Source organism: Pseudomonas sp. MWU13-2100 (assembly GCF_023242365.1).
Lineage (GTDB): Bacteria > Pseudomonadota > Gammaproteobacteria > Pseudomonadales > Pseudomonadaceae > Aquipseudomonas.
In genome coordinates, this window is record NZ_JALLIX010000004.1 from 27,075 (window position 1) to 46,608 (window position 19,534).

Annotated in this window: 16 protein-coding genes and 1 pseudogene; 10 read left to right on the plus strand and 7 right to left on the minus strand. The window is 62.1% G+C overall.

Going from position 1 to position 19,534, the window contains the following annotated elements:
• Positions 1–91 precede the first annotated feature (91 nt).
• Entirely contained in the window at positions 92–2,005 is a 1,914-nt protein-coding gene (gene ftsH, locus M5B99_RS04305) for an ATP-dependent zinc metalloprotease FtsH (RefSeq protein WP_412548690.1), read from the plus strand.
• On the opposite strand, the gene polX is transcribed toward ftsH, so the two are convergent.
• Positions 1,934–3,730, minus strand: a complete 1,797-nt coding sequence (gene polX, locus M5B99_RS04310; RefSeq protein WP_248802807.1) for a DNA polymerase/3'-5' exonuclease PolX — start codon at positions 3,728–3,730, stop codon at positions 1,934–1,936. The two genes, ftsH and polX, sit on opposite strands and share 72 nt — an antisense overlap.
• 195 nt (positions 3,731–3,925) lie before the next feature.
• On the opposite strand from polX, the pseudogene M5B99_RS04315 reads away from it, so the two are divergent.
• Positions 3,926–4,906, plus strand: a pseudogene (locus M5B99_RS04315) (zinc-dependent alcohol dehydrogenase family protein); the annotation flags it as partial.
• A 55-nt stretch (positions 4,907–4,961) separates the two neighbouring features.
• Here M5B99_RS04315 and M5B99_RS04320 read toward each other — a convergent pair.
• The 5 genes from M5B99_RS04320 to M5B99_RS04340 all read right to left on the minus strand — a co-directional run bounded on the left by M5B99_RS04320 (position 4,962) and on the right by M5B99_RS04340 (position 10,668).
• Positions 4,962–6,320 (minus strand): MBL fold metallo-hydrolase RNA specificity domain-containing protein, encoded by a 1,359-nt coding sequence (locus M5B99_RS04320; RefSeq protein ID WP_248802808.1) that lies wholly within the window; start codon positions 6,318–6,320, stop codon positions 4,962–4,964.
• Positions 6,321–6,432: 112 nt separating this feature from the next.
• The gene (locus M5B99_RS04325) at positions 6,433–7,614 is read right to left on the minus strand and encodes an ABC transporter permease (RefSeq protein WP_248802809.1); all 1,182 of its coding nucleotides are present in this window, start codon (positions 7,612–7,614) and stop codon (positions 6,433–6,435) included.
• Complete coding sequence (locus M5B99_RS04330) at positions 7,572–9,065, minus strand: efflux transporter outer membrane subunit (RefSeq protein WP_248802810.1); 1,494 nt, start codon at positions 9,063–9,065, stop codon at positions 7,572–7,574. Before M5B99_RS04330 ends, M5B99_RS04325 begins: the two co-directional genes overlap by 43 nt.
• Positions 9,065–9,952 (minus strand): efflux RND transporter periplasmic adaptor subunit, encoded by an 888-nt coding sequence (locus M5B99_RS04335; RefSeq protein WP_248802811.1) that lies wholly within the window; start codon positions 9,950–9,952, stop codon positions 9,065–9,067. The genes M5B99_RS04330 and M5B99_RS04335 overlap by 1 nt, the downstream gene beginning before the upstream one ends.
• The gene (locus M5B99_RS04340; protein WP_248802812.1) at positions 9,949–10,668 is read right to left on the minus strand and encodes an ABC transporter ATP-binding protein; all 720 of its coding nucleotides are present in this window, start codon (positions 10,666–10,668) and stop codon (positions 9,949–9,951) included. The genes M5B99_RS04335 and M5B99_RS04340 overlap by 4 nt, the downstream gene beginning before the upstream one ends.
• A gap of 304 nt (positions 10,669–10,972) precedes the next feature.
• Here M5B99_RS04340 and M5B99_RS04345 point away from each other — a divergent pair, with 304 nt between their 5' ends.
• From M5B99_RS04345 to M5B99_RS04365, 5 genes are all read left to right on the plus strand, one after another.
• The gene (locus M5B99_RS04345) at positions 10,973–11,398 is read left to right on the plus strand and encodes a potassium channel family protein (protein ID WP_248802813.1); all 426 of its coding nucleotides are present in this window, start codon (positions 10,973–10,975) and stop codon (positions 11,396–11,398) included.
• Positions 11,399–11,540: 142 nt separating this feature from the next.
• Positions 11,541–12,377 (plus strand): ATP-binding cassette domain-containing protein, encoded by an 837-nt coding sequence (locus M5B99_RS04350; RefSeq protein ID WP_248802814.1) that lies wholly within the window; start codon positions 11,541–11,543, stop codon positions 12,375–12,377.
• Entirely contained in the window at positions 12,374–13,153 is a 780-nt protein-coding gene (locus tag M5B99_RS04355; protein WP_248802815.1) for an ABC transporter permease, read from the plus strand. Before M5B99_RS04350 ends, M5B99_RS04355 begins: the two co-directional genes overlap by 4 nt.
• 215 nt (positions 13,154–13,368) lie before the next feature.
• Positions 13,369–13,842 (plus strand): Spy/CpxP family protein refolding chaperone, encoded by a 474-nt coding sequence (locus tag M5B99_RS04360; protein WP_318654558.1) that lies wholly within the window; start codon positions 13,369–13,371, stop codon positions 13,840–13,842.
• Between the two features lie 73 nt (positions 13,843–13,915).
• Entirely contained in the window at positions 13,916–14,284 is a 369-nt protein-coding gene (locus M5B99_RS04365) for a hypothetical protein (protein ID WP_248802817.1), read from the plus strand.
• A 23-nt stretch (positions 14,285–14,307) separates the two neighbouring features.
• Here M5B99_RS04365 and M5B99_RS04370 read toward each other — a convergent pair whose 3' ends face one another.
• Positions 14,308–14,868 carry a nitroreductase family protein gene (locus tag M5B99_RS04370; protein ID WP_248802818.1) on the minus strand — a complete coding sequence of 187 codons (561 nt, stop codon included), beginning with the start codon at positions 14,866–14,868 and terminating at the stop codon, positions 14,308–14,310.
• Positions 14,869–15,080: 212 nt separating this feature from the next.
• Here M5B99_RS04370 and M5B99_RS04375 point away from each other — a divergent pair, with 212 nt between their 5' ends.
• The 3 genes from M5B99_RS04375 to M5B99_RS04385 are packed head-to-tail and all read left to right on the plus strand — an operon-like array spanning position 15,081 to position 19,503.
• Positions 15,081–15,899: a polysaccharide deacetylase family protein gene (locus M5B99_RS04375; protein ID WP_248802819.1), complete on the plus strand. Its 819-nt coding sequence runs from the start codon at positions 15,081–15,083 to the stop codon at positions 15,897–15,899.
• Positions 15,896–17,164: a putative glycoside hydrolase gene (locus tag M5B99_RS04380; protein ID WP_248802820.1), complete on the plus strand. Its 1,269-nt coding sequence runs from the start codon at positions 15,896–15,898 to the stop codon at positions 17,162–17,164. Before M5B99_RS04375 ends, M5B99_RS04380 begins: the two co-directional genes overlap by 4 nt.
• Complete coding sequence (locus M5B99_RS04385) at positions 17,116–19,503, plus strand: serine hydrolase (RefSeq protein WP_248802821.1); 2,388 nt, start codon at positions 17,116–17,118, stop codon at positions 19,501–19,503. Before M5B99_RS04380 ends, M5B99_RS04385 begins: the two co-directional genes overlap by 49 nt.
• The last annotated feature ends 31 nt before the right edge of the window (positions 19,504–19,534 follow it).

Here is a 19,534-nt window from a genome sequence, read left to right on the forward strand (position 1 = left end):
GTGCGGTCTGTCATGAACAACCCACCCGCCCGTTAGATAAACCGGGTTTGAAAACGTCGCCCTCCCATCTCTTCCTCCCTGGGCCAAGGTCATGAAAAAGACTCATCAATGGAACCTGTCGTATTTTTTTGTTGCGTTACTCGTGTTTGCCGCGCTGCAGATGTTCCTCGGTCAACAACACACCGTTGAAAGCCTGCCCTACAGCCAGTTCCTCCAACTGCTGGATGCGCACAAAGTCAGTGAATTGCAGGTCGAAAAGGATCAGATCAGCGGCAAGTTGCAAGAGCCCATCAATGGCCATGACCGGTTCACCACGGTACGCGTCGATCCCGCGCTGGCGACCGAACTGGCACAATCCAATGCCAGCTTCTCTGGTGTCAACGAAAACACCCTGCTCACGGGTTTGATTGGCTGGCTGCTGCCCTTTGTCATGATCATGGTGGTCTGGCATTTCCTGTTCCGCGGCATGGCCGAAAAACAGGGCCTCGGCGGAATGATGAATGTCGGCAAGTCACGGGCCAAGATTTTTGTCCAGCGCGATACCGGGGTGACCTTCGCCGATGTCGCCGGCATCGACGAGGCCAAGGCCGAACTGGTGGAAATCGTCTCCTTCCTCAAGGACAAGGAACAATACTCGCGCCTGGGCGCCCATATTCCGAAGGGTACGTTGCTGGTCGGGCCCCCAGGCACCGGCAAGACCCTGGCAGCCAAGGCGATTGCCGGTGAAGCCGGCGTGCCATTTTTTTCCATCTCGGGTTCCGAATTCGTCGAGATGTTCGTTGGCGTGGGCGCTGCCCGTGTCCGTGACCTGTTCGAGCAGGCACGGCAGGCCGCCCCCTGCATTATTTTCATCGACGAACTGGATGCTCTGGGCAAGGCACGCGGTGTGGGAGCCCTGGGGGGCAACGATGAAAAAGAACAGACGCTCAATCAGTTGTTGGCGGAGCTCGATGGCTTTGACCCCCGTGAAGGGGTGGTTCTGCTGGCGGCGACCAATCGTCCGGAAATTCTTGATCCGGCCCTGCTGCGTGCCGGTCGCTTTGACCGGCAGATCCTGATCGACCGTCCCGATCGCAAGGGGCGCCTGGCCATTCTCAAGGTCCACCTGAAAAAAATCACCATGGACCCCGGCACGGATGCCGAACGCATTGCCGATATCACCACTGGTTTCACCGGCGCCGACCTGGCCAACCTGGTCAACGAGGCCGCAATCGTCGCCACCCGCCGCGCAGGCTTGAGCGTCAATCTGCAAGACTTCACCAACGCGGTCGAACGCATCGTCGTCGGCCTTGAACACAAAAGCAGCCTGCTGCATCCCGAGGAACGCCTGATCGTCGCCTATCACGAGATGGGGCATGCCCTGGCAGCCGCGACCTTACCCGGGATGGACCCGGTGCACAAAGTGTCCATTATCCCTCGTGCCGCCGGCTCGCTGGGCTACACCTTGCAGCGCCCGACCGAGGATCACTTCCTGATCAGTTGCCAGATGCTCAAGGATCGAATTGTGGTGCTGATGGCCGGACGCGCGGCCGAATATATCGTCTACGGCCAGATCTCCACCGGCGCGGCCGACGATCTGGCACGCGCCACCGATATCGCCCGGCAGTTGATCACTCGCTTCGGCATGAGCGCCGAGCTCGGCCAATCAGTGCTGGAACGGCAGTCGCCCACTTATCTGGGCGAGCGCCTGCCTGGCATGGGTGAAAAAGACTACTCGGAACAGACCGCCCGGGAAGTCGACCTGGGCATTCGCGCCTTGCTCGCCGAGGCCTATGAGCGGGCCAAGACACTGCTCAACCAGCGGCGCGCCGAGCTGGATAGCGGTGCCAAGCTGTTGATGGAGAAGGAAACGCTCACACCCGAGGAGTTCCCTGCCCTGATGCCCTTGGCTCCCACCGCCGAGTTGCGCCACATTATCGTCTCCGACAGCCCCTCAGGCGTCGCCACGGACGCGACGAAGATAATCCCCGAGCTGCACCAGCGAGCGGGTATTGAGCACCTGTGATTTCTCCAGCCAGGCTCGGCGGGCCTGGCCGACCCCATAAGGCAGGTAGCCAAAGTCAGCGCCAATCCGGGCGTCGGCGCTGATACTGATCAGCACGCCATGATCGCGAGCGTATTGGCACTGCAGGTCGAACAGATCCATGCGCTGGGGCTGCGCATTCAGTTCCAGACAACATCCACGCCGCGCCGCGGCCTTGACCACTGCCGGAAAATCCATGGCCAGGGGCCCACGCTCGTTTATCAAGCGGCACAATGGATGGGCCAGGAGGGTGAAGTACTGATGTTCCATGGCGCGCAGCAGGCGGCGGGTCTGCTGCGCTGAAGGTAACGTGAAATGCTTGCGCACCGCCCCGACCACCAGGTCCAGGTGCGCCAACAGACTGTCAGGCACATCCAGGCGACCATCTTCGAGGATTTCCACTTCGAGCCCCTTGAGCAAGGTGATACCCGACAATCGCCGGTTGATGGCATCAATCTGCTCGATCTGCTGCTCCAGCCGCTCGAACTCAGGCCCCCGCTCGCCCTGCAGGAATGCCGAATCATCGGTGATTGCCAGATATTCCAGACCTGCGGCGCGCGCCGCCAGCGCCATGTCTTCCAGCGCGCGGGGACCACCGTCGAGCGGAGTATGGGCGTGCAAATCGCCTTTGATATCCCCTGATTCGATCAGACAAGGCAGTTGCCCATTCAGCGCGGCGAGGATCTCACCGCGGTCCTCGCGCAGCTCGGGCGCGATCCAGGGCAGCCCCAGGGCCAGGTAGACCTGCGTCTCGCTGGCCCTGGCCAGGCACTGGATTCCGCTGAAAAGCCCATACTCGCTGAGCTTCAGGTTATGCTTCTTGGCCCGCTGACGCAGGGCGATGTTGTGCGCCTTGCTGCCGGTAAAGTACAGCAGCGCCGCCCCTTCGACTGCGGGGTCGACCACGCGCAAGTCGACTTGCAGACCGTCGTCGAGGATCACGCTGGCCCGCGTCGGTCCTTGCTGTAGCTGCGTCTTGATGGCGGGGTAGCGCAGGAAATGGGCCATGACCGCTATATCGGGAGGCGCCGTCACCAGCAGATCGATATCGCCGATCGTATCGCGCATGCGACGCAGGCTGCCGGCCACGGCGGCGGTCCGCACCCCCGGAAAGTCTTGCAGGTACTCGCACAACCGCTGGGCCAGCGGCGCCACCCAGGCCAACGGCAAACGCCGTTCGCCCACGGAGCCTTGTGCCGCTTTGAGCAGGCGGTTTTCCGTCTCCGCGCCAAAGCCGCGCAAATGCCGGATACGCCCCTGGCTGGCCGCCTCGCTCAGTTGCTCCAGGGTCTGGATGCCCAGTTCCTGATAGAGATGCTGCACCCTTTTAGGCCCCAATCCCGGAATGGCCAGCAGTTGCACCAGCCCCGGCATGGATTCGCGCAGGCGCTGGTGCAGGGCGCAATCACCGGTGGTGGTGATCTCCTGGATCTTGCCCAGCAGGTCCTTGCCGATGCCCCGCAGCTTTTCCGGTTGCTTGCCCTGGGCAATCAGTTTCGCCAGCTCGTAGGTCAGCCCCCGGAGCGTCCGTGCGGCGTTGTGGTAGGCACGGATTCGGAAAGGGTTGGCGCCCTGGACCTCCAGCAGTTCGGCGATATCGTCAAAGATCAGCGCGATGGTCTCATTGGCCGGCCATCGAGCCGGCGCATGGGGCTGAACTGACGGGGCCACGACAGTTTTCTTCAGACGTGCTGCGTAAGGACTCATGGGAGACTTCCTCCAGGGAGAAGGTGTCCAGGCAGCATGGATCAAAGTTTCGGCCAATAACTGATCTGGATCAGATCCGCGCGTAAACGAGGTGTGTGTCCGGGTCTACAAGGCCTATGCTCCTACGAGCAATGCGCAGCGCCCGCTCTTGCTCAACCAGGGCGGCCTCAAGACCACTGCCTATGGAGAATCCTCATGCATGCCATGGTCCTGCACTCCCCCGGCCAGCCCCTGCAATCGGAGGAACGGCAGATTCCGCATCCAGCGCAAGGGCAACTGCTGATCAAGGTGTTGGCCTGTGGTGTGTGCCGCACCGATCTGCACCTGCTGGACGGCGAATTGCCCCAGGCTGTGCTACCCAGGGTGCCCGGGCATGAAATCGTCGGCGAAGTGATCGCTGTCGGCAGCGATGTCGCCTCCAGTTGGATCGGCCAGCGGGTCGGTGTGCCCTGGCTGGGCTGGACGTGCGGGGAATGCGAGTTCTGCCGCTCGGGCCGGGAAAATCTTTGCGAGCAAGCGCAATTCACCGGCTGTCACCTGGACGGCGGCTATGCGCAATACACAGTGGCCGATGCAAGATTCTGCTTTGCCCTGCCCGAAAGCATGAGTGCCACTGAAGCGGCCCCCCTGCTCTGCGCCGGCTTGATCGGCTTTCGTGCCCTGCGCTTGGCCGGCACGGCGCCACACCTGGGTCTCTACGGCTTCGGCGCGGCGGCCCATCTGGCGATCCAGGTGGCGCTGGGCCGGGGACAGCAGGTCTATGCGTTCACCCGGCCCGGGGACACTGAAGGCCAGGCTTACGCTCGGGCACTCGGCGCGACCTGGGCCGGCCCCTCGGACCAGCCGCCACCCCATCTGCTGGACGCGAGCCTGATCTTTGCCCCGGTCGGCCCGCTGGTCCCACAGGCGCTGGCCTCCACTGTCCGGGGCGGCTGTGTGATCTGTGCCGGTATTCATATGAGCGATGTGCCAGGTTTTCCCTATCGGCTGCTGTGGGGCGAACGTTGCATACGTTCGGTAGCCAACCTGACGCGCGACGACGGCACGGCATTTTTCGACGAGATCCGACGCACACCGGTGCATTGCGACGTCACGGTTTTTCCCCTGGGCGAGGCCAACCAGGCCTTGGCGCAACTCAGGGCCGGAGCGGTCAAGGGGGCGATCGTGCTGACCCCCTGGCCAACCAGCGCACCCGACAGCTCGTCAGGGCAGCGCTCTCCCGCCGACGGGCTCAGTTGAGTTCGACGCCGTCGCGATACTCCGGCACCGACACCGACCAGCCCAGTTCCTGGCTGATGCGTTGACGCAACACATCCGCGGCATTGGGCTCGCCATGGACCACGTAGGTATGCTTGGGCGGCCGCTGGAACCCACGCAACCACTGGATGATTTCATCGGCATCGGCATGCGCGGACAGGCTGTCCATCTGCACCACTTCGGCTCGGATCGGCACATCCTGGCCGTGGATACGCACCGACGGCGCCCCCGCGACAATATGCGCACCGCGCGTGCCGCCGGCCTGGAAGCCAGGGATCAACAGGGTATTGAGCGGGTTCGGCGCCAATGACTTGAGGTGGTGCAGGACCCGCCCGCCGGTAGCCATGCCGCTGGCGGCGATGATCACCGCCGGGATGCGCTGCTGGTCAAGATCGATGGACTCCTGGGTCGAATGCACGAAGTGCGTGCCCTCGCACATGCCCCGGCATTCTTCCGATGACAAACGGTGTTCATCGCGAAAGCGCTCATACAGGCGCGTGACATCCGTTGCCATGGGGCTGTTGAGGTAGATCGGCAAGTCCGGGATCGCGTGTTTTTGCTTCAACCGATACAGGTAATACATCAGCAACTGCGCACGCCCGACCGCGAACGACGGTACCAGGGTGATACCGTGGCGCAACGCGGTACGGGTAATGACCTCGGCCAATTTCTCTTCCGGGTCCTCGACCGGGTGCCGACGGTCGCCATAAGTCGACTCCACCAGCAGATAGTCCGCCTGCTCGATGGTTTCCGGCGCGAACATCAACGGATCGTTCGGCCGCCCGAGATCGCCCGAACACACCAAGGTCACGCCATCGGCCACGATTTCCACGCTGGCGGCACCGAGGATATGCCCGGCCCCGCGCAACCGCAGGCTCAGCTGCGGGGCGATATCGACCTTGTGGTGCAACGCCAGCGGTCGCAACAGCTTCAACGCCTGCTCGGCGTCCTGCTCGGTGTACAACGGCAGCGCCGGGGCATGCTTGGAGAAACCATGGCGATTGGCGAACTCGGCCTCTTCTTCCTGCAAACGCCCACTGTCCAGCAGCAGGATCTTGACCAATTCGCAGGTCGCGGCGGTGGCATAGACCGGGCCGCGATAACCATTGCGCACCAGCACCGGCAGGTAGCCGCTGTGATCCAGGTGGGCGTGGGTCAGCACAATGGCATCCAGATCGCGCACCGGCAGGCCGAAAGAATCCCAGTTATGCAGGCGCAGCTGCTTGTAGCCCTGGAACAGGCCGCAATCGATCAACACATGTTTGCCGTGATGTTCCAGCAGGTACTTGCTACCTGTGACCGTACCCGCCGCACCAAGAAATGTCATTCGCATGGTCGTCTCTTTGAACACAGTTTAAGTGTTCTATTCATCCTCTCTTGACGGGCATGGGCTGTTGATATTTATCAACGGGGAGGCTTGCAGCCCCACCCGAGCAGCCCGCCCTTCAGCCCCTGAAAATATCGAAAGGCTCGATTCTCAGGACCTTGCGGATACCCACATAGCTGGAGACCCCGGCGATCAGGAGCACCATGACGAAGGCCAGCCCGAGATTCCAGAACGTGATGATGGCCGCATAGCTGGGCAGGTTGGAACGCGCCACGGAGATCATCAGCGTGACCAGGCCGATGCCCAGTCCATAACCGGTCATCGCCGTGAACGTGGCCATGAACAGGATCATGTAGATCAGTTCACGGCTCTTGGCGCCAATGGCCTTGAGCGCGGCGAATTTGTCCAGGTTTTCCAGGATGAAGGTGTAGAAGGTCTGGCCGGAAATCGACAAGCCGACCAGAAAGCTGATGATCGTCATCATCAGAATATTGGTGCCCACCCCGGTCTGATAGATGTAGTAATTGGCGATCCGCTGGTTGAACTCGTCCTTGGTCAAGGCGATGTAACCCAACTTCGAGACCTGTTGCTTGATCTGGCTCACGGCCGCTTCATCGCGGGGGTCCAGGAGGATATAGGAAATGGTGAACCGGGTGGTCGGCAGGTATTCGATGGCACGCCTGTAGGTGGTGTAGAGCGTCGGCACTCCGGTCAGGCCGCTGGTGAGTACCTTGGCAATGCCGACGATGGTGCCGCGATGATCATTGAGCTCGAAGGCGGTGCCTATCCTGGGATTCTCCAGCTTCGAAAACTCGGCATCGTGGACCATGATGAACGCGTTTTCGGCATAGATATCCTCGATGGCTCCCTGCTCCAGTTCCGGCCGGCCAAACAGGCTGGTGTCGTCCAGGCCGATCACACTGACCGACTGGTAAGTGCCGCTGGCCAGCCTGACCTGGGCGCCGCCGATGAAAATCGGCACGGCATAGCGCACCTGGTCCATGCTGCGCACCGCGTCAAGCAGGTAATCCGGCAGCGGGATGACGCTGGTCGGGGTGTTCACGGCAGGGTCCAGGACCCACATCGCCGCGCCGATATTGGTCACTGTCGAGTAGGCCCGGTTGAGGATCCCGGCAAACATCGCCGTCATCTGCATCATCAGGAATACCGAAAAGGTAATGCCCACCAGCAGCGCGGAAAACTTTGAGCGGTCATTGACCAGGAGTTTGAAGCCTATGCGCAGAATGCCGAAGTGCTTCATGGGCCGGGCCTGCTGCTGGTAGCGGCGGCTCGATTCCACCAGCCGCCCCCCAGGGCAACGAACAGGCCGACGGTGTCCTGATGACGTTGGGCGAGCGCCTGCAAATAGGCGATGTTGACCTGATGCAGTTGCACATCGGCGGCCAGCAGATCCAGATAGGTCACCAGGCCCGAGCGATAGTTGGCTTGCAACAACCGCAAGGCCTCTGCGGCGGCGGCCTGGGCTTCGGCCTGCTTTTGCAAGGCCTGGGCATCGAACTCCAGCGCCTTGAGGGTATCGGCGACCTGGGCGAAAGATTCCAGCACCACTTCCCGATAACTCGCCGCGGCCTGCTGATAGGCATCGATCGCGGCCTTGCGGCCAAACCACAGGCGGCCACCTTGGAACAGCGGGATATCGATCGACGGCCCGACACTCCAGAAGCGCCCCGCACCGGCGAACAGTGATCCGGGGCTCGACCCGGCAGTGCCATAGGTGCCCGTCAGGCTGAAGCTGGGAAACATCGCCGCCGTGGCCACCCCGATAGCGGCACTGGCCTGGTGCAGTTGCGCTTCGGCGGAAAGGATGTCCGGGCGCTGGCGGACCAGTACCGAAGGCAGACTGACCGGCAGATCCTTGGGTAACGACAGCCCGGTCAGCTGGATATCCGGGAGTTTGACCTCAGACGGCACAACGCCTTCCAGGGTGGCCAGCAAATGCTCGGCCTGGCTGACTTTCTGCCGCAGGGCCGGCAACAGCGCCTCGTTGCTGGCGATCAGGCTTTGCAAGCTGAGGATCGCCGAATACGCTGTCGTACCGCTGCGTACCTGCACCTGCGTGGTTTGCAACTGCTGTTTTTGCAGTTCGATCAGTTGCTCAGTGGCCTGGATCTGCGCGGCATAAGCCGCGCGGGCGATCGCGGTGTTGACGACATTGGCGGTCAAGGTGAGGTAAGCCGCATGGGTCAGCCAGGTCTGGTGGTCGACCTGGGCCTGCAGGCCCTCCACGGTTCGCCGTTCGCCGCCGAAAATATCGAGGGTGTAGCTGATCGTGCCACTCAAGGTCACAACGTTGAAGATCGCCCCCTTGGTACCCAGACCTTGCTGGATGGGTGCACTGCGCTCACGGTCGGCTCCCGCGTGAACATCCAGGTGCGGGTAGAAAACCCCATAGCCGGCCAACAGCGTATCCTGACTTTGCCGCAAGCTGGCCTCGGCCGCCTGCAGGGTCATGTTGTTGGCAATCGCCTGATGTACCACCGCATCCAGCGAGGCGGACTGGAACAGCCGCCACCAGTCGGCCGCGACCTCGGCCCCCGACAAAAAGCGCTGCGCCTGCCCCTGCGCGGCCACGGTAGCGCTGACCGGATCGCGAATATATCCCTCCTGCGCCGGAGCTGCCGGGCGCGAGAAATCCGGCCCCAGGGTACAAGCACTGGTCAGCGTCAACAGGCCGAGAATCAGCCAGCGGCCACCGGGCCGTATCGGACGAAACACGCACGGCTGGTCCATTATTTCCGCCCTATGAAAACATCGACCAACTGCCCCGGGTACACCATCGGGAGGTCTTTTTTCTCAAAGCGGAAAATCACCGGCAAGACCCTCAGGTCGACTTTCTCCTGGCGCTGATCGGATAACTCGATTTTCGGCGACACATAGGGCTGCACCCGCACGAACTCCAGCGGCACCTTGATCTCCGTCCCACGGATCTGCATCTGCGCGCGGATATGTTCAGGGGCCGGCAAGCGGGCAATCAGGATCTCGTCGATGTAACAGCGCACAGCCAGATGATCCTGCTCGGAGCTCATGATCAGCAACGGCGTGAAACCCTCGGTGTAGGTGTTATAGGCGCCCTGGGACGACACATAACTGCCGACGGTGCTGTTGATGGCCAACACCACCCCATTGGCGGGCGCCTTGAGCGCATATTGCGCCAGCGTCGCCGCCGCGGCCTTCAATGCCGCCTGGGCCTGGGCCGCCGTGTCCCTGGCGGTGTCGAGGGTATCCTTGCTGATCGACTTGGGGTCCATGCCGTAGGAGGCCAGACGCTTGTTGTACTGGTCCCGGGCCGTGCTCAGATTGGCCTGCGCCAACTCGTAATTGGCCCTGGGTACGGCATCGTCAAGGGTGACCAACGGCGTCCCCAGGGTCACCTTCTGTCCCTCGTGCACCAACAATTGCGTTACCGGCCCAGCCACCTGCGGGTAAATCACGATGTCGGAACCGCCGGACTGTTCGCTCTCGATAATGCCGTTGGCATAAATCGCGGTCTCATAGGGACTGCTCGCCGGGGCGAAGACCGGCGGCGGCGTCTGCGGAACGCGCCCAAACAGATAGGCGGCCACCAGACCGGCCAGGACACCGAGTACAGCCACACCGAACAGCAGGCGGTTTTTCATGAGGCGACCCGTTCAAGTTCGGTGATGCGCCCGTCTTCCATGTGAATGATGCGATCGGCGTACTCGTTGATCCGCGCATCATGGGTGACGATCAGGATGCATCGCTGCTGGTTGAGGATATGGGTCTTGACGAAGGCGATGATCATTTTCCCGGTATCGCCATCGAGGGACGCGGTCGGCTCGTCGAAGATCAGAATCTGTGGCTCGCCGACAATCGCCCGGGCAATGGCCACGCGCTGTTGTTCGCCGCCGGACAGCTTGACCGGCAGAATATCCCCGCGATCCTTGAGACCGACCACTTCCAGGCTCTGCCTGGCCCGGACGATGGCATCGTTCCAGTCGTGATGCTGGAGAATCAGCGGAATCGCGACATTCTCGGCGGCGGTCAAGCGTGCAAAGAGGTGATAGTCCTGAAACACGAAGCCGATGTTATTGAGGCGCAGCTCGGCCAGTTGGTCGGTGTCCAAACTCCAGATATCCTGGCCATTGATGCTCACCGTGCCGGCATCGGGGCGCAGGATGCCGGAGATCATGCTCAACAAGGTAGTCTTGCCGCTGCCGGAAGGACCGACGATAAACACCATTTCGCCAAACCCGGCGACCAGTGCCACTTGATCGACCGCCTGCATGCGTGCACTGCCTTCGCCAAACCATTTGCTCAGGCCGCTTGAGGCGATCGCCGGATGATCGGCAGCAACGACTGGATCCGTACTCATGATCTCTCCTGCCCGACATGGCTTGGTATGGAAATGGCTACGCGGGGCTTGCCAGCCTTGGCTACATCGGTTGTGACGGAGCGCTTCCCGGGGTTCAGCTGGAAGCTCCCGAGGGTGTGGCAAGTATCTGGCGCTCTTGCCAATGGCCCCTGATCTTTATCAACAAACGGCCATCTATCGACCCGCAAAAGGCACTATTGATTTAGCTCAATGATTTTTCGTCGCCTCAGCGTAAAAAGCACTGATCGGTACCAGGCTTGAGGACGGTAGGCGATCATTTTTCCTCTATTGCCGGAGGCCGACCATGCTGGCAGTCACACTGATCAATACACTGGTGGTAATCATTGCCGTAATGATCCACTACGAGTGCCTCTTGAGGCTCAACGACTGGCTGCCCCGACTCAAGCTCTCGAACCGTTTCAGGATTGTCATCGGAGTATTCGGCGCGCTGATGGCCCACGCAGCAGAAGTCTGGTGCTTCGCGCTGGTCTATTACCTGATGGTCAGCTCCGGCAAATGGGGAACCCTGGCGGGCCAGTTCGATGGCACGTTCATGGACTGCGTGTACTTTTCCTTCACCACCTACACCACGATCGGCTTCGGCGACATTTCCCCCATCGGCAACCTCAAGTACCTGACCGGGTTGCAGGGACTGACCGGCCTGGTGCTGATTTCCTGGACCGCCTCGTTTCTGTTTCTCGAAATGCAGAAATACTGGAAGAACAAATAGTCTTCCTCGCCCGCGTCTTGCCCTGGACTTGATTTCCATCAAGTCCCAAAGCCGAAGTTCAAGCTCAATGACAATGCAGCTTGAGCATGGGGCTGCCGGTTGTCATCGGCTCCCGCGCCGACGTCGTCGCGGATCAATGATCATGTTCGCCCAGAGCTATCGCACCATGACCAACACTCTTGAGTCCCCGGCCATTTCCATCCGGGCTTTGCGCAAGTGCTTCGACCACTTCGTGGCGCTCGAAGGTTTGGACCTGCAAGTGCCCCACGGCTGCATCTTCGGTCTGCTAGGTCCGAATGGCGCCGGCAAGAGTACCGTGATCAAGATGCTGACCACCCTGCTCGACCCCACTAGCGGCTCGGCAACGGTGGCCGGTTTTGATATTACCCGTCGACCGATCGAGGTCCGCCGTCATATCGGCTATGTGCCACAGATGCTCTCGGCTGACGGGGCGTTGACCGCCATTGAAAACTTGAACCTTTCGGCCCGTTTGCAAGGCCTGCGCGGCGCCCGACGGCTGGCGCGGGTGCAAGAGGCGCTGGCGTTCGCCGGCCTTGAAGAGACGGCGTCGAAACTGGTCCGGACTTATTCCGGCGGCATGATTCGCCGCCTAGAAATCGCCCAGGCCACGCTGCACTACCCACAAGTCCTGTTCCTCGATGAACCGACCATCGGTCTGGACCCCATCGCCCGCCGGACCGTGTGGGAACGCTTGCGGCAATTGCGCCAGAGCAAAGGCACGACCATCCTGATCACCACCCACGACATGGAGGAAGCCGACGTGCTGTGCGACGAGCTGGCGATTCTTCACCAGGGGCGCCTGGCCGTCGTCGGCAAACCCGCTGAACTCAAGGCACAGGTGGGCAAGCAGGCCAGCCTGGACGATGTGTTCGTTTACTTCAGTGGCGTCAGCATCGAACAGGGCGGCAACTATCGCGGTACTCGCGACGGCCGCGACGTCGCCCAGAGGTTGGGATGATGAGTCTGTTCGACTACCTCAATGAAACATTTGCGGTCTGCGATGCCGAGGTGCGCAAGCTGATTCGCGACCCTACCGAGTTGCTCTCGCGAGCCGTCCAGCCGGTGCTGTGGCTGGCGGTATTCGGGCAGGTCTTCAGCCAGGTCCGCGGCATCCCCACGGGCAACCTGCGTTACCTGGACTACATGGCGCCGGGCATCCTGGCGCAAAGCATTCTGTTCAGCGCCATTTTCTATGGCATTGCCATTATCTGGGAGCGCGACCTGGGGATCGTTCACAAGCTCCTGGTGACCCCGGCGCATCGCAGCGCCCTGATCATGGGCAAGGCCTTTGCCGCCGGCCTGCGCGGGCTGGTGCAGGCGGCCGTGGTCTATCTGGTGGCCATCGCCTTGAAGGTCGAAATCCGCTGGGAGCTGCTGCCGATCCTCACGGTTGCCGCCGGGGTGTTCATCGGTTCGTGTATTTTCTCGACCTTTTCCCTGGTGATCGCCTGCATCGTCAAGACCCGGGAGCGCTTCATGGGGATCGGCCAGGTCCTGACCATGCCACTGTTCTTCGCCTCGAACGCCATTTATCCGCTGGAGCTGATGCCCGGCTGGCTGAAGGTCATTGCAGTCTGCAACCCGCTGACCTACCTGGTGGATGCCTTGCGCGGCGGCATGATTGTCGGTGGCAACAGTGTGTATGCCTTGAGTACGAGCTTTGCCGTGATGCTCTCCGTTTTCGCCCTGCTTTTACTGCTGGCGGCCCGGCTGTATCCCGGATTGGCGCGCTGAGAAAACATTCATCAATGCACTTGCGGTCGTCTGACATAGATCAGATTTACCCCCCAGCCCCACTCCTATTCTCGACCTGACAATCACGGTATCGGCAGGGGCTGAAGATGAAAAAGTCAGGTTTGCTCGCTCAATGCATGTTGGTGGTGGCCAGCGCTTTTCTGTTGCCATCCACCCACGTCATGGCGAATCCACAAATGTCAGGGTCAGGGGGCATGTTCAAGCTCCACTCGGAATTCGACTGGATCAAACATACCCAACTGACCCTTGACGACCTCAAAGGCAAACTGAATCTGAAACCGGAGCAATTGCCGGCCTGGGAGACCTGGTCGTCAGGGGTCCTGGCCGATGCCAAGGAGCAACTGCACAAGGGCAACGGCCAAAGTGACAAAGGCAGCGCCCCCCCGAAGGCGCTGGTTGACCAGACCACCCCGGAAAGAATGGCCAGGGGCATAGAGCGCCTGCGCGCGCAGAACCAGTGGATGCAGGCCCACCTGGTTCGCCTGGATGCCGCGCAGGTACGTACCCAAACCTTCTACGACAGCTTGGCCGCCGAACAGAAGACCATTTTCGATTTGTTCTGGACCGCCATGCACCACCGGGCCTGCGCCGCCGATGGTTGGCAGATGCCCATGCAATCGCTCAACCCGTCGCAGGCAGAAAACCGCGATGAAACCGTCGAACAATAAGCGCTACTGAACGTTCCATTATTGGACAGACATCATGAATATCGGCTCGGTAAAACGTTGTGTTGTCATAGGCATGCTTGTAGTCGCCAGCAGCCTTGCGGTATCGGCCAACGCCGCACCGCGTGGAGGCGGCTATCGCGCAGGCGTGGGTTGGTGGGGGCTGGCGCTTGGCCTGGGCCTGGGTTGGGAGGCGGGACGTCTCAGCGCTCCGTATTACGCTCCGGTTTATCCGGTCTACTACTACCCCGTCCCTCAGTATTACTACCCTGACATCCCGCCCTCGGTGGTGATCGCAGCCCCTCCGGTGGTCACAGCTCCCGCCGCCACGCCCGCTGCCGCAAACTGGTACTACTGCCCGTCAGTCAAGGGCTACTACCCTTATGTGCGCGAGTGTCCGGAAGGCTGGCGGGTGGTACCGGCGACTCCCCCCGCCCCCAAGTAAGACCAGCGGTCTGATCGTCCGATTCAGCCAATCCAGCGGATCTGTGCCGGGTTGTGCTGGACCGGGGCCGGCACGGACTTGGGATGTCCCAGGATGATCGGCGCAACCGGCAACCATTCGGCGGGAAGCCCCAGCAGACTCTTGCCCTCCGGCGTATCGAGAAAGCGCTGGGCAAATCCGATCCAGCAACTGCCGAGCCCCTCGGCGTAGGCGGCGAGCATCAGATTCTCGGCAGCCAATGCGCAATCTTCGACCATCCACTGTCCTTGGCTGCTCCCCGAAATAAGGATGAGCACCGGTGCCTGATAGAAGATCTGGAAGTCCGCATCATTGAGCACCGAATGGAAGTGCTCGGACTGGGTTCCCGCAGGCATGGTCGCGAGCATGTGGGCCTTGGCGCCGCGAGAGATCCGATCCAGCACCCCTTGATCACGTATGACCGTGAACGTCCACGGTTGCTGGTTGACCGCGCTGGGCGCCTGGATGGCGGCATTGATCAAGCGCTGAATGAGCTGTTCGTCAACGGCTTGCGTGGTGTATTCGCGTATCGAGCGACGACCCGAGATCGCCTCGTTGATATTCATGAACGTATACCTCCGATAGTGTCCTTTCACACAGTCACGCGCCAACGATGGGCTAACCTTGATATAGATCAAGTCAACACGCCGGGCAGCACCATGTAGCACGGCGTTGACTTTCATCATATGGACGCAGCCGTACTCAACACACACTGGATACGCCTCGCATTCGCGAGACGGATGACGCGAGTGAGCATGACTCGCGCAGGAGTACTCAGATGTGCGGAAAATTCATGCTGTGTGTCGTGCTGGCAGCCCTTTGCGGGCATGCCTGGGGCACGGGCACGGACGGCGTCACACAGCACGCGCAACCCCGGGTCGCGATCCTGGTTTACCACCGTTTCTCGGAAACGGCGGACGACTCGATGACCGTGCGCATGAGCACCTTCGAGGCCCAACTACAGGTCCTGCACGAGCGTGGCTATCACATCGTACCGCTGCGCGAGGTGGTCGATTGGCTGCGTGACCCCAATGCGACGCTACCGCAGAAGCCGGTGGTGATCACGGTGGATGACGGACACCGCTCGGTCTTCGAAAAGCTGCGGCCCATCGTGCTGCGCGATCGGTTTCCGGTGACACTGTTCATCTATCCGTCGGCGATCTCGAACGCCTCCTATGCGCTGACCTGGGAGCAATTGCGAACCCTGAAACAGACCGGGCTCTTCGATATCCAGTCGCACACCTACTGGCATCCCAATTTCAAGGTCGAACGCAAACGGCGTACAGCCGAGGATTTCCAGCAGTTCGTCCGCACGCAACTGGACAACTCACGTCGCCGTCTCGTGGCACAAACGGGGGCGTCGATCGACATGCTCGCCTGGCCCTACGGCATCTACGATGACGAACTGCTCGCACTCGCCGCCGAAGAACACTACGTGGCCGCCTTCACCCTCGACGCCCGCAAGGCGGACCGCCACGCATCGCTACTGGCCCTGCCACGCTTCCTGATGATCGATGCCTATGGTGCCAGGGCGTTCGCCCGTCTGCTCGGCGAACCGGACACCCCACCGATACCCGCAGCGGGGAACACACCATGACCCTCCGCCCCTCAAGGCGCTACGCGATTGCGCTACTGCTCGGCATCGCCGCCTTGCTGACAGGTCAAGGCGCCCTGGCCGTGAGCGGCGTCGTGCTCGACTCAAGCACGCGGGGGCCGCTGGTCGGCGCAATCATCACCACATCGGCCGGGGTCACCCGCACCGACGAGCAAGGGCGGTTCGAGACCACCGAGGCGGTCAGCACCGTCGGGGCGCGCGCTCCCGGGTATCTGCGCGCGGAAGCCAAGGTGTCCGACGAAACGCCCATTACGCTCGTATTGACCCCGTTTCGTCCGAAAGCAGTCTATCTATCGGTGTACGGTGTGACCAGCGCAACCCTACGCAACCGGGCCGTCAGCCTTTCCCAAAGCACGGTCATCAATGCCTTGGTGATCGACGTCAAGGGCGACCGCGGCCTGACGCCCTATCACAGCGTCGCTCGCGAGAAGAGTGGCGCCACCACCCATCTGGCCGAGCGCGCCCCCCAGTTGCAGGATTTTCCGGCACTGCTGGCCAGGCTGCACGCCCAACACCTGTACCTGATCGCGCGCATCGTGGTGTTCAAGGACGACCCGCTTGCCAGCGCGCATCCGGAATGGAGCGTGCACGATGCCGAAGGCCGGCCATGGCGCGATAATGAGAAACTGCAATGGATGGACCCGTTTTCCCACGAGGTCTGGCAGCACAATCTCGATATCGCCGAAGAGGCAGCACAAATGGGCTTCGATGAAGTCCAGTTCGACTATGTGCGTTTTCCCGACAAGGGAGGGCTGCGCTTTGCCCTCCCGAATACCCGGGGCAACCGGACAGCGGCGATTGTCGGTTTCCTGCAAGCCGCCCGCGCGCGACTGGCGCCCTACAACGTATTCGTCTCCGCCGACATCTTCGGCTACGTTTGCTGGAATCTCGACGATACCGCCATCGGCCAGCAGCTCGAAACCCTCGGTGCACCGCTCGACTATATTTCACCGATGCTCTACCCGTCCGGCTTCACCTGGGGGCTGCCGGGCTTGCGCAACCCGGTCACCGATCCCGGCCAGATCGTCAGGCGCTCCCTGACGCAAGCCATGAAGCGCACCCACCTGCCAGGCGTGCGTTTTCGTCCGTGGCTCCAGGCCTTCCGCGATTATGCATTCGATCATCGCGTATTTGACGCCGCCGCGATCAGTGCACAGATAAAGGCCGCCGATGCCGCCGACAGCGATGGATGGATGTTATGGAACCCGCACAATCACTACGACGCCGCCGATTTACCGCAGCGTTGATCGGGGCCCTGAAGTGCTCGGCGATCTTCGCCGGCATGGCGACGATGCAGATCGCCGGGGCCGCCGATCTCGATGCAGTGGCTCGCCTGCAAGCCGCACGTATCGTCGAGGGGCAGATCGCCGCAGGGCGTATCCCGGGGGCTGTCGTACTGATCGGGGACGCCGGCCATGTGTTCTATCGCCAAGCCTTTGGACAACGCGCGACACTGCCGGTCGCGGAGCCGATGACGCTGGACACCGAGTTCGATCTCGCCTCGCTGACCAAGGTGATCGCCACCACCACGGCGATCATGCAATTGGCCGAAACCGGCCGCCTCGACCTGAACGCCCCTGTGGCGCGCTATTGGCCGGCCTTTGCGGCCCACGGCAAAAACACAGTGAGCGTGCGTGACCTGCTGGCGCACACCTCCGGGCTGCGCGCGGACCTGCCGGCACGACCCGCGCAGCCGGGCCGCGAAGGCGTATTGAGCGCCATCGCCGCAGAGCGTCCGCGCAGCGCGCCCGGTGAACGGGTCATCTACAGTGACCTGAATTTCGTGGTGCTTGGCGAACTGGTCGAGCGCATCAGCCGCCTTCCCCTCGACGCCTATTGTCGGGTGCACATCTTCGGCCCGCTCGGCATGCGCGACACGCTCTTTCTCCCGGACCTGGGGCGAGCGGCACGCAGTGCCCCGACAACCCCGGACCAGGCCGGCATGCGCCAAGGTCACGTGCACGATCCGACCGCCCAATGGATGGGTGGTGTCTCCGGCAATGCCGGGCTGTTTTCCACGGCCGACGACCTCGCTCGCTTCGCGCAGATGCTGCTGAACGACGGGCGCGCGGGCAGCACCCGGATCCTGCGGTCGCAGAGCATCAGCGCGCTCGCCACGGCCGCCTCGCCCCTGGCGAACCCGCCGTGGCGCGGACTCGGCTGGGAACTGGCCGCCCCCCTGGTGGCGAACCGTGATCGTCTACCGCCGGTTGGCATGCTCGGCCACACCGGATATACCGGCACGGGCCTGTGGGTCGATCCCCTGACACAGCAGTTCATTGTCATCCTGAGCAACCGCGTGCATCCCAACGACCGCGGCGACGCTCGCCCGCTACGGGCCCAGTTGCTCGCCCTGCTGGCCAGCCGGGCCGCACCGACCAGCGCCGGGCAAATCGCTCGATTGCAGCCGTCGGCATTGTCGGCGTTGCGGGCCGCCGATCAGTTGCCGACCTCGACCGGCCCGGTGCAGACCGGTATCGACGTACTGGAGGCACAGCAGTTTGCCGCGCTCGCCGGCCTGCGCGTGGGCCTGATCACCAATCGCAGCGGCTTCGACGCCAACGGCCGGCGCACCGTCGACGTACTCGCCCATGCGCCGGGCGTCAAGCTGGCAGCACTGTTCTCGCCAGAGCATGGACTGAACACCGATCTCGACGAACGGGTCGGCGACACGCTCGACAGCGCCACGGGCCTCACCGTGCACAGCCTCTACGGTGCGACACAGCGCTTCCCGGCCGGTTCACTCCAGGGACTGGATGCGCTGGTCTTCGATATCCAGGATGCCGGCGTGCGCTTCTTCACCTACGAGACCACGCTGGGCTACGCACTCGAGGCCGCGGCGGCACGCGGTATACCGCTGTTTGTCCTGGACCGGCCCGATCCGCTCGGCGCGCAACGCTTCGGCGGACCGCTGCTGGACAGCCGCCACAGTTCATTTACCGGTTACTTCCCGCTCCCGTTGCTTCCCGGCATGACCGTCGGAGAACTGGCGAATCTTTTCAACCGCGGCAAGTCTATCGGCGCGGATCTGCGGGTCGTGCCAATGCTGGGTTACCGGCGCGCGATGACCTTCGCCGACACCGGGCGGGGCTGGGTGCCGCTCTCACCGAACCTGCGCACACTGTCGCAGTTGGACCTGTACCCGGAGGTCGGTTTGCTCGAAGGTGCGAATCTGAGTGTGGGGCGCGGTACCGCACATCCATTCGAATGGATCGGTGCACCGTGGATCGACGCCACCCGACTGGCAAACGCGCTGAATGTGCTGAATACAGGCATGCATTTCGAAAAGATCGATTTCGTCCCCACCGAGTCGACCTGGCGCGGTCAACTCTGCCATGGCGTCAGCATCGTGCGTGACACCACCGCCGTGCCACGTCCCGTCGCCAGCCTCGGATTGACGCTGCTCGCCACCCTGCATGCGCTCTACCCCGACACCTTCGATCTGGCGGCGACCCGGGCTTCGGTCGGCTCACAAGCGGTATGGCAAGCGATACACGACGGCGCGTCAGCGGACGCCGCCCAAGCGCTCGAGGCTACGTCGCTCGAGCGCTTCGCCCGACTGCGCCAGGAAAGTTTGCGCTACTGAGTCCGCGCTGCCGACTCGGCTGCACCTTGAT

Bases quoted from the DNA above. Each gene is read 5' to 3' on its own strand.
- M5B99_RS04360 (WP_318654558.1), top strand. From the start codon at position 13,369: ATGTTCAAGCTCCACTCGGAATTCGACTGGATCAAACATACCCAACTG.
- polX (WP_248802807.1), bottom strand. From the start codon at position 3,730: ATGAGTCCTTACGCAGCACGTCTGAAGAAAACTGTCGTGGCCCCGTCA.
- M5B99_RS04375 (WP_248802819.1), top strand. From the start codon at position 15,081: ATGTGCGGAAAATTCATGCTGTGTGTCGTGCTGGCAGCCCTTTGCGGG.
- ftsH (WP_412548690.1), top strand. From the start codon at position 92: ATGAAAAAGACTCATCAATGGAACCTGTCGTATTTTTTTGTTGCGTTA.
- M5B99_RS04380 (WP_248802820.1), top strand. From the start codon at position 15,896: ATGACCCTCCGCCCCTCAAGGCGCTACGCGATTGCGCTACTGCTCGGC.
- M5B99_RS04330 (WP_248802810.1), bottom strand. From the start codon at position 9,065: ATGGACCAGCCGTGCGTGTTTCGTCCGATACGGCCCGGTGGCCGCTGG.
- M5B99_RS04385 (WP_248802821.1), top strand. From the start codon at position 17,116: ATGGAACCCGCACAATCACTACGACGCCGCCGATTTACCGCAGCGTTG.
- M5B99_RS04350 (WP_248802814.1), top strand. From the start codon at position 11,541: ATGTTCGCCCAGAGCTATCGCACCATGACCAACACTCTTGAGTCCCCG.
- M5B99_RS04365 (WP_248802817.1), top strand. From the start codon at position 13,916: ATGCTTGTAGTCGCCAGCAGCCTTGCGGTATCGGCCAACGCCGCACCG.
- M5B99_RS04340 (WP_248802812.1), bottom strand. From the start codon at position 10,668: ATGAGTACGGATCCAGTCGTTGCTGCCGATCATCCGGCGATCGCCTCA.
- M5B99_RS04355 (WP_248802815.1), top strand. From the start codon at position 12,374: ATGATGAGTCTGTTCGACTACCTCAATGAAACATTTGCGGTCTGCGAT.
- M5B99_RS04335 (WP_248802811.1), bottom strand. From the start codon at position 9,952: ATGAAAAACCGCCTGCTGTTCGGTGTGGCTGTACTCGGTGTCCTGGCC.
- M5B99_RS04370 (WP_248802818.1), bottom strand. From the start codon at position 14,868: ATGAATATCAACGAGGCGATCTCGGGTCGTCGCTCGATACGCGAATAC.
- M5B99_RS04320 (WP_248802808.1), bottom strand. From the start codon at position 6,320: ATGCGAATGACATTTCTTGGTGCGGCGGGTACGGTCACAGGTAGCAAG.
- M5B99_RS04345 (WP_248802813.1), top strand. From the start codon at position 10,973: ATGCTGGCAGTCACACTGATCAATACACTGGTGGTAATCATTGCCGTA.